The sequence below is a fragment of the Micromonospora sp. DSM 45708 genome, assembly GCF_039566955.1.
In the GTDB taxonomy this organism is placed as follows: Bacteria; Actinomycetota; Actinomycetes; order Mycobacteriales; family Micromonosporaceae; genus Micromonospora.
On record NZ_CP154796.1, the window covers coordinates 3,000,193 to 3,013,944 of the forward strand.

The following is a 13,752-nucleotide window of genomic DNA, read 5'->3' on the forward strand; positions in this document are numbered from 1 at the left end:
TGAGAAAGGCTCTCAGTCGGCGGCGTGTTTCGCGACGAGGCGCGCCGCGACCGGATGCGCGGCGCGGGTTACCGTCGTCCGGTGCGCGCCAGTCGGCTGGTCTCCCTGTTGCTGCTGTTGCAGGCCCGGGGGCGGATGACCGCCCAGGAACTCGCCGACGCCCTGGAGGTGTCGGTGCGGACCGTCTACCGCGACGTCGAGTCGCTCGGCGCCGCCGGCGTCCCGGTGTACGCCGACCGCGGCCCGGCCGGCGGCTACCGGCTGCTGGCGGGCTACCGCACCCGGCTCACCGGGTTGACCGGGCCGGAGGCCGAGGCGCTGTTCCTCGCCGGCCTGCCCGGGCCCGCCGCCGAGCTGGGCCTGGCGACGACGGTGGCCGCGGCCGAGCTGAAGGTGCGCGCCGCGTTGCCCGAGGAACTCGCCGACCGCAGCGGCCGGCTCCGGGACCGGTTCCACCTGGACGCGCCCGGCTGGTTCCGGCACCCGGAACCCACCCCGCACCTGGCCACGCTGGCCGGCGCGGTGTGGGCGGACCGGATGGTACGGCTGCGCTACCGGCGTTGGCGCGCCCCGCGGGAGGTGACCCGGCTGGTCGCCCCGCTCGGCGTGGTGCTCAAGGCCGGCCGCTGGTACCTGGTGGCCCGGTGCGAGGAGCAGGTGCGCACCTACCGGGTCGGCGCGGTGCTCGACGCGGTGGTCACCGACGAGCGGCACCAGCGCCCGGACGGGTTCGACCTGGCCGCCTACTGGCGGGAGTGGAGCGCCCGGTACGAGCGCGACGTCTACCGCGGCGAGGCGCGCATCCGGCTCACCACCGCCGCGTTGGAGTTCATGCCCTACGTCTTTCCGCCGGAGATGGCGCGGGCGGCCCGCGCGGCGGCCGGCGAACCCGGCCCGGACGGCTGGCGGGAGACCACCGTGCCGATCGAGTCGGCGCGGCACGCCCACGCCGAGTTGCTCAAGCTCGGCGCCGAGGTGGAGGTGCTGGCCCCGGCGGAGCTGCGGGACCGGTTCACCGCGACCGCGGGCGCGCTGGCCCGGCTCTATCCGGCCGACGCGGGGGCGTCCGGCGCTCCGGCGTCCCCCGCGTCGTCGTGACGGCGTCTCGCCGCGGCGGCAGGCGCGTCAGGCGGTGGTGAGCTGCCGGTGGCCGTTGCCCTCGGCGGGGGTGGTGACCACGATCCGGCGCGGCTTGGCGCGCTCGGCGACCGGGATGCGCAGCGTCAGCACGCCGTTGTCGTAGCCGGCCTCCAGCCGGTCGGTGTCCAGCGTGTCGCCCAGGAACAGCCGCCGGGTGAACGTGCCCATCGGCCGCTCGGCGGCGACCAGCTCGACGTTGTCGCCGGTGGGCCGGCGCCGCTCGGCGCGGACGGTCAGCACGTTGCGCTCGACCGTGCAGTCGATGCTGTCCGGGTCGACGCCCGGCAGGTCGAAGGCGGCGTAGAAGTGGTCGCCGTCGCGGTAGGCGTCGAGGTGCATGACCGCCGGTCGGGCGGTGGTGCCGAAGAACTGCTCGGCCATCCGGTCGATCTCACGGAACGGGTCGGTACGCATCAACATGGCTCAGCCTCCTCGGTTCTCCTGACCCGGGATCTCAAGTTGAGTCGGTATGACTCAACCTCTGACTCCTGTCTTAGCGCAACGCTGGCGCGTCGTCAACTTCCGGACCAGCCTTGCCCGGACCCGACCTCGGTTACGACGCCGCCTCGATGAAGAAGACCTGTCCGCCCCTTCCCACGCAGCGTTCCATGACCGCCTCGGCACCCTCAGAGGCGTCCGATTCCCTGATGCCCACACAGCCCTGGCCGTCCACCCGCAGCACGTACCGGTTGCTTCCGTACGGTGCGGATGGTTCGAGGTGGAATCGACTGTCCTGGAGACAATCGTCAATCGGCTCCAGCAGACCGACGCCGGGTCCGTCGCTCAGGGCCTTCAGGCAGCCCTTCCCGTAGTCGGGATGGTGCCACTGGATTCGGTAGAGGTCGCCACCCATCGATTCCAGCATGGTGTCCTGCGGGGCGACCGCGTCGCACCGCCGTTGCACGGCCACCAGCGGGACGTACCGCCGATCCTGCACGCGGCCGTCGGTCAGGCAGAGGTGCGGGGCGCTGACCGGGCGGATGCGCACCCAACCGTTCGGCGGTACGGGCACGGCACCGGTGGGCGTCGACGCCGGGCCCCCGACGGCCCCTCGGTTCCCGGGCGGTTCGTCGTCGTCGGTAAGCCCCCACGCGCCGGCGGTGACCAGGGCCACGGCGGCGATGGCCGAGGGCACGAGCGCCGGGACGCCGAACCTCCTTCTGGACGTGGCCGCCGGACTGGCCCGCTCGACCATCTCATCGGGCGGCTCGGCCGGGTCGACGGCGGCGGCCGGTCCCTGCTCGGCGAGTTGACTCCACACCCGGAGCCACTCCTCGACCCGATCACCGTCACCACACGCGCGGACGAACGCGACGAGGAGTTCGGGGCGGGGCGTCGCCCGCCCGCTCAGCACATCGGACAACGTGCTGCGCGGGAGCACATCGCCCCGCTGGGACGCGAGCCGTTCCAGTTTCCGATAGGTCAGCCCTGACCACTCCTTGAGTTCACGCAACAGCGCGACGAATTCGATGGCGTCGTTGGCATTCTGCGGCCTCGGTGCTCCTCGTCGGACCATGTCGACCATTCTCACGATCCGCTGCTCATCGAGCAAGCACTATTGATCATCCTGTCCGGGGCGCCGGACAGGCGTCGGACAGAAACCCGGACAGAGTCTCGGCGTGCTCGGACAGCGCCGGACTGTCCGAGAAGCTGTCAATGGCTTGACCCGCTCGCTTCGCCGTCAGCAGACTTTTGTCCTGTCCGGCGCACCTTGGCACTGACCGGCGATTTCCCGGCACCCGTACGGGACACCTGTCGGCAATTCGACGAGAGTGCGACGAGGAGGTCGAGCAAGAAATTTGACTCCGATATTCGACGCCACCGCTAGCTCTGAGTGAGAGGAACAATCGTGAAACGAGTTCTGAGTCGCATTCTGGTGATCGTCGCCCTCCTGGGGGGCACCGCGATCGCGTTCGAGGCACCCGCCTACGCGACCGAGAGCCAGTGTGGCTCCACCAGCGTGTGCCTGTGGGGTGAGGACGACTACTCCGGCTGCTTCAGGGGTATGTCCACCACCAAGGTCGACGACTACGCCACGATCCGGTGGGCGAGTCCGTGTACGGCCCGCATCGACAACGGAGCCAACTCGGTCAAGAACGAGGGCACCTCCTGTTCCGTACGCCTCTACGACGGCGTCAACCAGTCGGGAAGCTTCATCCTGTTCAACCGGGAACTCGACGGGGCGAACTTCCGTGACCCGTATCTGGCCAACGGTGGTGGCACCGGCAGCTCGAGCGGGCAGAACTGGCAGGACCGCATCAGCAGCCACCTTTTCTGCTGAGAAATGGCATCATTCGTCAGGCGCGCGAGTGTGATCAGCATGACGCTGGTCACGCTCGCGCTCCTCCTCAACGGCTGCTCCCCGCAGCAAGGTCCCGCCCGCCCCGAGGACACCGCCCCACCGACCCTCGCGGACCTGTCGGCACAGGTCGACCCGACCAATGGCCGGATCGTTCTGCCATTGGACCGGTTCGACGTGTCCACGGTCGAACAGCGCACCATCGACTACGCGATCAATGTGCTTCTGTCCCGGTGCATGGCCCAGGCGGGACACACGTTCGCCGCGATCGACAATCGCGCCAGCGCGCAACGGTCCAACCTGCGCTATGGATTGTGGGTCGAGGCGGAAGCGGCCCGGTACGGTTATGCCGGGCCACCGTCAGGCCCGGAACAGCAGCAACTCGCCGAGCAGAACGCCCGCCCGTTCAGCGAGGCCGAACGGCGTCGCTACGTCGCGTGTGCGAAGTCGGCACCCATGCGCGACCTTCGGCTACCGGCGTTGCAGTCGCAGCACTTTGCCATGCAGACCTATCGCGAGACCATCTCCTCGGCCGACGGGCGCACGCTGATCGGATCGTGGCGGCAGTGCCTGGCGGGCCACGGGGTGACGACCCACGACGCCCCGGACCGGATCTGGGCACCGGACGGTGCACTTCCGACCGAGACCGAGGAGAGCCGCCGCATCGCGATGCTCGACGTACGTTGCAAGACCGAACTAGGTCTGGTGTCGAAGCTGGCCACGGCGGAGGCACGAGCGCAGGAATCCATCGTTCGGCAACACCATTCGGAGCTGCGCCTGCAACGTCGACAGATAGAAGATGCGCTCGCCACGGCCGAGCAGATCATCGCCGATACCCGCACCGCGGGTCATCCATGACGGCCACCGTGCCGGCCAGGCCATTTTCCTCGGCCGCACCCGGGTGCCTCGGCGGGCCGCTGACGGTCAGGCCGGTACGCCGGCGGCGAAGTCGACGTCGGCGGCGTCGATCGTGCCGGCGCGGCGGCCCGGAGCGCGCTGGAAGCTCCAGTAGAGGTTGGTGTGCGCGATCACCTGCGCCGGTGGGGGCGCGCCGTAGGCGGAAAGGTCCTCGGTGGTGTGGGCGTCGGCGACCAGCGTGGTGTCGTAGCCGCGGGTGAACGCGCCGTGCAGCGTGGAACGGACACAGGCGTCGGTCTGCGCGCCGGTCACGACGAGCCGCCCGACACCCCCGGCGGCGAGCACCTGCTCCAGGTCGGTGGCCTCGAACGAGTCGCCGTAGGCCTTGTGCACCAGCGGTTCGTCGTCGCGGCGCACCAGCTCCGGCACGATCCGCCACTGCTCACTGCCGGTGGGCAACTCCTCGCTGCGATGCTGCACCCAGACGACCGGGACACCCGCCGCGCGGGCGCGGTCGACCAGGGTGGCGATGTTGGCGACCACCCGGTCCCGGTCGTGGGCGCCGCGCACCACGCCGTTCTGCACGTCGATGACGAGCAGCGCGGTGCGTGGACGGTCGGTGAGCGTGGTCATGGCGGGGCTCCTTCGACGACGGCGATCCCCGCCAACTTAACGACCACCCCCGACACTTTCGGCGGTCACAGGAACCGGTGCATGAGGTGCAGGCCCACCCGGCCCAGGGTGGGATGGGCGAACGACTCCGGCACGGTGCCGACCACGGTGAACCCGAGCCGCCGGTAGAGCCGCACCGCCGCGGTGTTGGTCTCCACCACGGCGTTGAACTGCATCGCGGCGAAACCCTGCCGGCGGGCCCAGTCCAGCGCGTCCTCGCACAGCGCCCGGCCCACACCGCGACCCCGGGCGCCGGCGGCCACCATGAAGCTCGCGGTCGCCACGTGCGCGCCCGGGCCGGGCCGGTTGGCGCCCATCTTGGCGGTGCCCAGCACGACGCCGTCGGGGTCCACCGCCACCGAGGTACGCCCCGGCGGCCGTTCCACCCACACCTCCCGTGCCACCTCGGCCGACCAGCCCGGGTCGTAGGGAAAAGTGTCCCCGGCGGTGATGACGCCCTCGACGATCGGCCAGACCTGGCCCCAGTCGGCGTCGACATGGTCACGGATGCGCACGGCCGGCACGCTAGCCCGGCGGCGTCGCACCCGGCCACCCGTTTCCACCGGCCCCCGCCCCGGATCACCGTACGGCCATACTTGTCGCCATGCTCTGGGGTGTCAGCGGACCGGTCTTCCTCCTCGACTACCTGGGCGCGGTCGCCGTGGCCGTCGCACTCGCCCTGGCGGTGCGGGAGCTGACCGGCCGCCGGGCCCGGGGTGAGACACCCGACCGGGTCGAGCTGGCGTACCTCACCGACCGGGCGCTGCTGGCCTGCCAGGTGGGCGTGGCCGCGTTGCGCCGCACCGGCGGGGTGACCGTCGGCGAACTCGCCACCCTGCACGCGGAGGGTCCGCCGCCGGCCCGGCCGCCGACCCTGGTCCGCGCCCTGCACACCGCGCTGCGCCGCCCGCAGACCTGGGCCGCCGTCCTGGCCGACCCCGACGTCGGGCGGGCGCTGCGCCGGATGGTCGGCCGGCTGGTCCGCGACGGCTGGCTGCTCACCCGCGCCCAGCGCCGGCGGGTCGCCCTGGGCACGCTGCCGCTGTTCCTGGTCGCCGCCGTCGGCGTGACCCGGCTGGTGGACAGCGCGGTCGAGGGCCGCGCCGCCGGCGGCCCCGCCTCGGTCGCCGGGCTGCTGCTCTGCTGCCTGGCCACCGCGCTGGGCGGGTGGTGGCTGACCGAGGTGCCGGAGACCGGCGCCGCCGCGCGCCGCCTGCTGCGCCGGCTGCGCCACGAACACGCCGACCTCGACCCCGAACGCCGTCCCACCTGGCAGGGCCGGGACACCGACGCGTTGCTGACCGCCATGGCGCTGTTCGGCCCGCGACCGCTGCTCGCCGTCGACCCGGCCTTCGCGGTCCAGGTCGGCGTCGATCCGGAGCGTGGTCGCCCCCGACCGGAACGCCGCCCCGCCCGCCGCTGACCGGCTCCGCGACGGACCCTCGACGGGCGCCGCCGCCGCCGATGCGGCAGAGTGACCCCACGACCGCAGGGCAGGGAGGTGAGCCGTGGACGGGGTGGTGTTCCCCGCGACCGGCGACGGCCGGCGCAGCACGACCGCGCTGGGCCGCGCCGTGGTCGCCGACGCGCTACGCGCGGTCGACCCGGTCGGCGCCCGCTCCGCCGAGCACGAGACCGACTGGCGGCGCGGCTACCTCACCCACTTCCGCCGACTGGTCGAGGCCGGCCTGCTCTCGCGCGCCGCCGCGCTCACCGTCGCCCGCGACGGCCTGACCGCGCTGCACACCCGCATGCGGTACGCGCCGCCCGGCGGCGGCCCCGACGTCCCGCTCGACGCGGCGGTCACCTCGACCGACCCGCAACCGCCGCTGCGCACCGCCACGGTGACCGGCGTCGGGCCGGTGGAACGGGAACTGTCCCTGCCGTACCGGGGGCAACGCCTGCGCGGCGACGACCTGCGCCGCCGCCTCGACGCCTGGGTGGCCGCGGGTGTGGTCGAGCCGAGCTGCGCCGAGGCGGTCGGCGCGGTGCTGGCCAACCCCGACTGGCTGGACCTGCGCGACCAGCGGGTCGTGGTGCTCGGCGCGGGCGCCGAGATGGGCCCGCTGCCGTCGGTGCTGCGCTGGGGCGGCGACGTGGTCGCGCTCGACCTGCCCCGCCCGGAGATCTGGCGCCGGGTGCTGCGCACCGCGCGCCGCCACGGTGGCCGCCTGCACCTGCCGGTGCCGGCCGGCACCGGCGACGACGACGCCGCGCTGAGCGCCGCCGCCGGCGCGGACCTGCTGCACCGTCTGCCGCAGGCCGCCCGCTGGCTGGCCGGCGTCGACGGCCGGCTCGTGCTCGGCAACTACGTCTACGCCGACGGCGCCACCAACGTCCGGGTGGCCACCGCCGTCGACGCGCTCACCGTCGAGCTGACCCGGCAACGCCCGGACGCGGCGCTGGCGTTCCTGGCCACCCCCACCGACGTGTACGCGGTGCCCGGCGACGCGGTCGACCACGCCGGACGCGGGTACGCCGCGCGCGGCCCGGCCCGCCGGTCCCTGCGCTTGATCTCCGGCGGCCGGCTGCTGCGCCGCAACTACCCGCCCGGCGCCGACCCGGGCGTCAACGACAGCCTGGTCCCCCAGCAGGGCCCCAACTACGCCCTGGCCAAGCGGCTGCAACGCTGGCGCGCGGCGGTGGCCCGCGACGCCGGCGCGACGGTGTCGTTCACCGTCGCGCCGCCCACCCGCACCCGGTCCGTGCTGCGCAACCGCGCGCTCGCCGCCGCGTACGCCGGCGCGCACCGCTTCGGCGTCGAGGTGTTCGAGCCGGCCACCAGCAACACGCTGATGGCCGCGCTGCTCGTGCACGACCTGCGCACCGGCGGCGGTCCGACGCAGGAGCACCCGTGGCGGGACGAAGCGTACGCGGCGGCGCACGGCGGGCTGTGGCGGATCCCGTACGCGCCGCGCAGCGCGCTCGGCCTGGCCGTGCTCCTCGGTCTCGGCGGGGCCCGCGCCTGAGGCGGGTTTCCTTGTCCGCAGCGGCGGGAAGGCTCCGGCATGGCCGAGACATTCGCGAGCGAAGACCTGAAGACGCTGCGGTCCATGGCGCGCGGGGCCGGGATTCCCGAGGCCGAGCGCCTGTCGCACGACGACCTGGTCGAGGTGTTGCGCCGGGCCGGCCTGGCCGACGGCACCTCGGACGACTGGCCGGACCAGCCGGTCGAGGACCCGGCGCACCTGGCCGGGCTGCCGCGTAGCTCGCTGCGGCAGGGCGACGAGAGCACCGGTGGGCGCGCCGCCGAGGAGGCGATCGGCGCCCGACCCGGCGAGTCCGGCACCGAGATCGACGACCGTACGCAGCGCTGACCGCGTACGGCTGGCGGGCCGCCGCCGATCCGGCGGCGGCCGTGGAAGGCCCGGAACTCCCGAAGCTGCGGCGAGCCGCAAGGTAGGCGATCTTGACCGGAAGTTGGGATGGGGGTCGCCGACCCGCAGACCGTGCGGGTCAGCCTCGTGCCCGAGTACGGCGCCGGGCGGCGCGGATTTCGTCGTCGGCGACCTTGTCGTCGAGCAGGGCGTACAGCTGGGTGGTCTCGGTGGAGGCGTGCCCGAGCCTGCGGCGTACGGCTTCGATGGAGACTCCGGCGTTGATCAGTTCGGTGGCGTGGGAGTGGCGTAGCTGGTGGATGTCGACGCCGGCGGCCGTGCAGTAGCGGGTCCACCGGTGCTGGGCGGCATCGTAGGACAGCGGCCCGCCGGAGCCGTTGATGGAGGCGCGGAACAGCGGCCCGGCCGTGTAGCCGGTGCGCTGCAGGTAGAGCTAGAGCAGGGCGACGTAGCCGCGGTCGTCGAGCAGCACGGTGCGTACGGTGCCGCCCTTGCCGTGGATGCGTACGTGTTCGTCGTCCAGGCGCAGGTCGAGGTCCTCGACGTAGAGGCCGCAGACCTCGCCGGCCCCGGCCCCGCACACGTAGATGGTTTCGAACAGCACCCGGTCGCGCAGCCGGTCGTCCGGGAGGTCCTTGCGCGGGCGGCGGGGGCAGATGGCGGCGAGGACCTTGGCGACGTCGGCGGCGGCCGCGGGGCGGGGCAGCCGCTTGGGGACTTTGACGGTGTCGATGCGGTCCATCGGGTTCGCGTCGAGCAGGTCGTGGCGGACCGCCCAGCGGCAGAACGAGGCGACCGCGGCGCGTTTGGGTTTGCGGGTGGCCGGCGCGAGGCCGGCGGTCTCGGCGAGGAAGGCGCGCACCGGGGCGACGGTCAGTTCGCCGGGCCCGGCGTCGTGGTGCGCGGCGAACTGGAGGAGGTCGCCGCGGTAGGCGCGGATGGTGTGCGCGGAGGCGTTGCCGTTGGCCAGGTCGCCGAGGAACGCGTCGAGCGCCGCGGCGAGGGGGTGCCCGGTGCCGAGTTGCTCGCGGATCGCCTCGTCCATGCCGTGATTCTCCAGGTTGCCTGATAACCGGGAATCGAACCGGCATCGGCGCGAGCCCGGCGGTCGGCCCTCACCGGCGCCGACCAGGGGAGATCGCGAGTCGGGTGCCGGGCTCGGTCCCGGTGTTGCCTGATAACCGAAGTTATCACGCAACGGCTCGTGGGCTGGTTGGAAGCTTCCTCGGGCAAATGGTGATGACTGGGCTGGGGTCACATCTGACCGTTCATCGCGACGTTGGAGAAGAAAGTCCGTCGCCGCCAATATCATCGGACCGGTACTGTTGCGGGCATGACGAAGAGAATCGAGTCTTTCCCCGTCCAGTGAGCGCGACCGACGAGCGTAGTGCGCTCGACCACCCGGTGTCGTTGTTTGAGCATGCACGGCGACTGCATCTGCTGACGCCGCGGGGGCCACTGCCTGACGGAGGGCAGCCTCTTCCGGACAATGGCGACCATCCGAATACTCCGAGCTCCGAACGTAAACAGGCCTTGCTGACCGTGCTGCGGGTGTTCATCAGCAACCCGGCGCTGTCGCCCCAGGACCTGCACGAGCAATGCACCCATCTGGCGTTCGGCGCCAGGGCCGTGACTCGAGCACTGCAAGAACTCGCTCCCGAGGTCTCGCCGCGGCTTCTGCAGACGGCCCGGTGGCTCGTCATGAACGGCACGGACCGGCGGGCAGTCCTGCTCGGGCTGGGGCTGTTCGACGGCAACGCGGAGCAGAGTGACGCCGACTCGATCAGGACCATTGGGCTGCTGCGCTTCGCGGAACGGCCGGCCATCGAGGCACTGGCGAAGATCCCCACCGCTGCGCAAGACCTCATCTGGCTCGCCGAACGATCACGGAACCACTCCCGGACCGTCGCCGCGGCCGCGTTGGCCGGACATCCCGACCCGGCGGTACGTCAATGGGTGCTGTCGACGCCACGAGACCTGCTGTCCAGCGACCTCGCGCGGCAGATCGCCGAAAGGTACTCACTGGCGGAGACACTCGGCCGCCCGGTCGTGGACGACCGCACGTGGGATCAGGCGGGAAATCTGCTGCTCGCGATGACCAGCACCCGCAACTACCGGTATGAGATCAACCGGTACGACCAGGCCGCTGTTGCCTATCAGCGGTGGGTCGCCCTCGCCGGCACGAGACCGGCCACGCTGGAACGGGCAGCTCTGCTGACCATGATCGCCGAGGACCTGCGCACCGGCCCGGCAGCACCAGTAGCCTGCGGTATCCGCCAAGGCCTCATCGACCAGATCAACGACGTTCTGACCTCCGCACCGTGGACCGACATGCTGAACCGAAGCGCGGGTGCCGACGATCCGATCGAGGCCAGACGCGCCGCCTGGATCATCGACCAGACGGCCCGCAACGGCGTCCCCGAGCAACGATTCGCCATCCGTGTCGTGGTTCCCGACCCGAGTCCAGCCGGATTCCCGCAAATCGAGGCTCGGATCATCATCGCCGGAATGCCGATCGTCGCGACCATCTTCGACAAAGGCCCCGCCGAGGAACCAGAACGGCTGATCTACAGCGGGCGACTCAGAGCTACGACCGAACCCAAAGAGGTCCGGCTCGCCGAGGCGTACTGCACCGAGGGCTGCTGCGGTGGGCTGTACGTCACGATCGTGCGTGACGGGCCCGAGGTGATCTGGAAGGACTGGCGCTCCTCCACGCCAGGCGACCCGCCACCGGAAATGCGGTTCGACGCGACACAATACGACCGGGAGATCATCCGAGCCGAGCAGGACCATACCTGGGAATGGCCGGCCAGAACCTTGGCCCGGCGGGTCGCCGATCGCCTCCGCGCTGATCCGACGATCTTGAACCGGTGGGACTGCGCCCCCGGCTGGTGCACAGCCTGGTTAAAGGAGTACGACCTCGCACGCCTGACGTTCAACCACCCAGCCCGCACCAACTCGTTCAGCGATCCGTCCATACAGTTCGGCCTCGTGGTCGATGTTTATGGTCAAGACCCGGACCTGCTGGCCACCGAGATCATCGAGTCGATGAAGAACGTCGATCCGAAGTCCACCGCAGAGATGATCGGTGGCAGCAAGGACACGGCCGAAAAGCTCGGCCTTGCCTACCGGAAGCCAAACCGCTGGTAGCCGATCTTGTCGACCAGCTGAACCAACAGATCCACCAACCCATCGGTGATCTCCGTCGTCCGCCGGTGGCGCAACGGGGCCAGCAGCGTCAGCCGCACGTCCCGGTTCGACTCCTCCAGATCTGAGGGGTAGCTACGGGCAGCCCGGTGCCGCCACTCGTCGGCGAGGCGTTCCGACCAGCCCTCGAACAACGCCACCGGCAGGCCCAGCGCCCGGACCCGGCGCAGCTTGCCGACCTCGGCAAGGAATGTATCCACCCCCAGCGGCCCCGGGTCGGCCTTCAACTCCGACAGGAACGTCTCCCCGCCACCGGCCGCGTCCGGCGACGGCCGGTACAGCGACTCCAGACGGCCGCCGGCCTCGACTGCGTCCAACCGCTGCTCGATCGTGGTGCAGAACCGTTTCTCGAACAGGTCAGCGCCGACCCGGCCAGCCGCGAGATCTGCCCGAACGACGGCGGCTCCAGGTGCAGCACCCGGCACTGCGCCAGCACCGCATCCCGCAACTGCTCGCTGGCGCACACATCCCGGGCCAGCCACTCGGTCAGCTTCTGTTGGTCGGCCTCGGAACACTCCCGGAACCCCAGGGCAGCACGAATCTGTGCCCGGTGACTTTCGATCGTCCGCCCGGACCACCTGTAGTCGGCGAACAGTTGCGGATCGACCTTGACCTGCTCGGCCAGGTAGCTCACCGCCGGTTCCGGTACCTCGGCCGCGTACTGCGGGAATCGGCCTTCGATCTCGAAGAACTTCAGCAAAGCGACGAACCCCAGCCGGGTCACCCCGGTCTTGTTGGCCACCAACTCCCAGTCCGAATCCAGCAACGTCCAGTACGCGATCAGATCCTCGGGATCCCAGTCACGGCGCATGCATCGACCAACGACCCGCCACCCATCCACGAACTCGGATGATCGGCTACTTTGGGGCTCGCCGCAGCTTCGGGAGTCCGGGGCCTGGAAGGTCCGCGCGGTGGTCGATGCCGCCGGCCTATGCTCGCCGGATGCTGTCCCAGGTGACCGGGCTGTCCCGACACTTCACGCAGGAGTCCCTGCGGGCCTACCTGTTGGCGCGGTCGACCCGCCAGCCCGGCGGCTGCCTGGTCGTGCGCGGTTACGGCAGCCGACGCGGGGTGCACCAGAAGGTGGCCGGCCGGGCGTGGGCGCACGTCGCCGCGTACGCGGTCTTCGTCGGCGGGTACCGGCCGGGTCTGGAGGTGCGCCACGACTGCGGCGTGCTCGACTGCATCGAGCCGACCCACCTGCGTCAGCTCGGCCGTGGCGACAACCGCCGCGAGCGGCGGCAGCAGCCGACGTGCCGCAACGGGCACGAGCGGGAGGTCGACCCCGGCACCGGGCGGTTCCGGAAGGTGTGCCGGCACTGCAACAGCGACGCCCAGCGGCGGTGGCGCGAGCGCCGCGCCGCCGAGGTGGCCGCCGCCAGGGCCGGTTATCGACCCTGAACGGCGATCCGGTCCTCAGCGGAGCTGCTCGGCGCGGTGCAGGTGATCGAAGGAATCTGGTCGACCGGGGCGACGCGGTGCCGGTCGGCGTGGGGGAGCCAGGCGATCTGCTCGTGAGGATCGCGCCGTGCCCCAGCCGGCTCCAGGCGACCTTGTCGATGCCGCGCACCGTGGCCTCCTGTCGACCCGCGCCGCGCGGTACGCGGGCGGTCACACCAGCTTGAATCATTACGCACAAGAACTGTCATTATGGTGTCTCGACGGTTTGCCCCCATTTGGGCCACCTAATTTTCGTAATGTCATTACCGGTAATCCAATAAGTGGCTGCGCCGGGCGGGCGCCGGTGCGCCGGGGATTCGCCTACGGTGGTGAGATCCCGACGGATCCACTCAGGAGGCCGGAATGGCACCACCGTCACGCGAGGTCGTCGAGCGGGTCCTGCGCGCCGGCCGCGAGCAGGACGTCGAGACGTTCGTGGGCCTGATGGCCCCGGACGGATACCTCGAGTGGCCGTTCCGGCCGGCGGGCGTGCCCGGGCGGGTGCAGGGGCGCCCGGCGATCCGCCGGCACCTGACCGGGACGGCCGGCTCCCTGATCACGGTCCACGAGCACCGCGACCTGGTGCGGCACGAGACCACCGATCCCGAGGTGGTCATCGTCGAGTACGAGGCCCACGGCACCGTGGTCGCGACCGGCGCGCCGTTCACGCAGACCGTGATCGCGGTGTTCCGGGTCCGGGCCGGTCTGATCGTGTCGTACCGCGACTACGTCAATCCCCTGCCCCTGATGGCGGCGCTCGCCGGCGCCACCGACGGGCGTTGAGCCGGACGACAGGAG

17 protein-coding genes are annotated in these 13,752 nt (G+C 71.4%); 9 read left to right on the top strand and 8 right to left on the bottom strand.

The window, feature by feature from the left end:
- Nucleotides 1–81: 81 nt before the first annotated feature.
- On the top strand, nucleotides 82–1,098 hold the full coding sequence (locus VKK44_RS13325; protein ID WP_343447259.1) for a helix-turn-helix transcriptional regulator: 1,017 nt from the start codon (nucleotides 82–84) through the stop codon (nucleotides 1,096–1,098).
- A gap of 27 nt (nucleotides 1,099–1,125) precedes the next feature.
- On the opposite strand, the gene VKK44_RS13330 is transcribed toward VKK44_RS13325, so the two are convergent.
- Nucleotides 1,126–1,560 carry an Hsp20/alpha crystallin family protein gene (locus tag VKK44_RS13330; protein WP_343447260.1) on the bottom strand — a complete coding sequence of 145 codons (435 nt, stop codon included), beginning with the start codon at nucleotides 1,558–1,560 and terminating at the stop codon, nucleotides 1,126–1,128.
- A 133-nt stretch (nucleotides 1,561–1,693) separates the two neighbouring features.
- Nucleotides 1,694–2,665, bottom strand: coding sequence for a helix-turn-helix domain-containing protein (locus tag VKK44_RS13335; protein WP_343447763.1), 972 nt, complete (start codon nucleotides 2,663–2,665; stop codon nucleotides 1,694–1,696).
- A 324-nt stretch (nucleotides 2,666–2,989) separates the two neighbouring features.
- Here VKK44_RS13335 and VKK44_RS13340 point away from each other — a divergent pair, with 324 nt between their 5' ends.
- Both VKK44_RS13340 and VKK44_RS13345 read left to right on the top strand, forming a co-directional pair.
- Complete coding sequence (locus VKK44_RS13340) at nucleotides 2,990–3,421, top strand: peptidase inhibitor family I36 protein (RefSeq protein ID WP_343447261.1); 432 nt, start codon at nucleotides 2,990–2,992, stop codon at nucleotides 3,419–3,421.
- A gap of 39 nt (nucleotides 3,422–3,460) precedes the next feature.
- A complete protein-coding gene (locus tag VKK44_RS13345) occupies nucleotides 3,461–4,297 on the top strand; it encodes a hypothetical protein (protein WP_343447262.1) in 837 nt (278 codons plus the stop codon).
- 66 nt (nucleotides 4,298–4,363) lie between these two features.
- On the opposite strand, the gene VKK44_RS13350 is transcribed toward VKK44_RS13345, so the two are convergent.
- Entirely contained in the window at nucleotides 4,364–4,930 is a 567-nt protein-coding gene (locus VKK44_RS13350; RefSeq protein ID WP_343447263.1) for a cysteine hydrolase family protein, read from the bottom strand.
- A gap of 65 nt (nucleotides 4,931–4,995) precedes the next feature.
- A complete protein-coding gene (locus tag VKK44_RS13355) occupies nucleotides 4,996–5,484 on the bottom strand; it encodes a GNAT family N-acetyltransferase (protein ID WP_343447264.1) in 489 nt (162 codons plus the stop codon).
- 89 nt (nucleotides 5,485–5,573) lie between these two features.
- Here VKK44_RS13355 and VKK44_RS13360 point away from each other — a divergent pair, with 89 nt between their 5' ends.
- The 3 genes from VKK44_RS13360 to VKK44_RS13370 all read left to right on the top strand — a co-directional run bounded on the left by VKK44_RS13360 (nucleotide 5,574) and on the right by VKK44_RS13370 (nucleotide 8,286).
- Complete coding sequence (locus VKK44_RS13360) at nucleotides 5,574–6,392, top strand: TIGR04222 domain-containing membrane protein (RefSeq protein ID WP_343447266.1); 819 nt, start codon at nucleotides 5,574–5,576, stop codon at nucleotides 6,390–6,392.
- 85 nt (nucleotides 6,393–6,477) lie between these two features.
- A complete protein-coding gene (locus tag VKK44_RS13365) occupies nucleotides 6,478–7,938 on the top strand; it encodes a hypothetical protein (protein WP_343447267.1) in 1,461 nt (486 codons plus the stop codon).
- A gap of 39 nt (nucleotides 7,939–7,977) precedes the next feature.
- Nucleotides 7,978–8,286 carry a hypothetical protein gene (locus VKK44_RS13370; protein WP_343447268.1) on the top strand — a complete coding sequence of 103 codons (309 nt, stop codon included), beginning with the start codon at nucleotides 7,978–7,980 and terminating at the stop codon, nucleotides 8,284–8,286.
- A gap of 139 nt (nucleotides 8,287–8,425) precedes the next feature.
- Here VKK44_RS13370 and VKK44_RS13375 read toward each other — a convergent pair whose 3' ends face one another.
- Both VKK44_RS13375 and VKK44_RS13380 read right to left on the bottom strand, forming a co-directional pair.
- The gene (locus VKK44_RS13375) at nucleotides 8,426–8,734 is read right to left on the bottom strand and encodes a tyrosine-type recombinase/integrase (RefSeq protein WP_343447764.1); all 309 of its coding nucleotides are present in this window, start codon (nucleotides 8,732–8,734) and stop codon (nucleotides 8,426–8,428) included.
- A gap of 6 nt (nucleotides 8,735–8,740) precedes the next feature.
- The gene (locus VKK44_RS13380) at nucleotides 8,741–9,352 is read right to left on the bottom strand and encodes a tyrosine-type recombinase/integrase (RefSeq protein WP_343447269.1); all 612 of its coding nucleotides are present in this window, start codon (nucleotides 9,350–9,352) and stop codon (nucleotides 8,741–8,743) included.
- 320 nt (nucleotides 9,353–9,672) lie between these two features.
- Between VKK44_RS13380 and VKK44_RS13385 the strand changes: the two genes are divergently transcribed.
- Nucleotides 9,673–11,457, top strand: coding sequence for a hypothetical protein (locus VKK44_RS13385; RefSeq protein ID WP_343447270.1), 1,785 nt, complete (start codon nucleotides 9,673–9,675; stop codon nucleotides 11,455–11,457).
- Here the strand turns inward: VKK44_RS13385 and VKK44_RS13390 are convergent.
- Nucleotides 11,433–11,714 carry a hypothetical protein gene (locus VKK44_RS13390; protein WP_343447271.1) on the bottom strand — a complete coding sequence of 94 codons (282 nt, stop codon included), beginning with the start codon at nucleotides 11,712–11,714 and terminating at the stop codon, nucleotides 11,433–11,435. The two genes, VKK44_RS13385 and VKK44_RS13390, sit on opposite strands and share 25 nt — an antisense overlap.
- A 23-nt stretch (nucleotides 11,715–11,737) precedes the next feature.
- Nucleotides 11,738–12,325 (bottom strand): DUF4158 domain-containing protein, encoded by a 588-nt coding sequence (locus VKK44_RS13395; protein ID WP_343447272.1) that lies wholly within the window; start codon nucleotides 12,323–12,325, stop codon nucleotides 11,738–11,740.
- 131 nt (nucleotides 12,326–12,456) lie between these two features.
- Here VKK44_RS13395 and VKK44_RS13400 point away from each other — a divergent pair, with 131 nt between their 5' ends.
- Entirely contained in the window at nucleotides 12,457–12,915 is a 459-nt protein-coding gene (locus VKK44_RS13400; protein ID WP_343447273.1) for an HNH endonuclease, read from the top strand.
- A gap of 402 nt (nucleotides 12,916–13,317) precedes the next feature.
- Nucleotides 13,318–13,737: a nuclear transport factor 2 family protein gene (locus VKK44_RS13405; protein WP_343447275.1), complete on the top strand. Its 420-nt coding sequence runs from the start codon at nucleotides 13,318–13,320 to the stop codon at nucleotides 13,735–13,737.
- The last annotated feature ends 15 nt before the right edge of the window (nucleotides 13,738–13,752 follow it).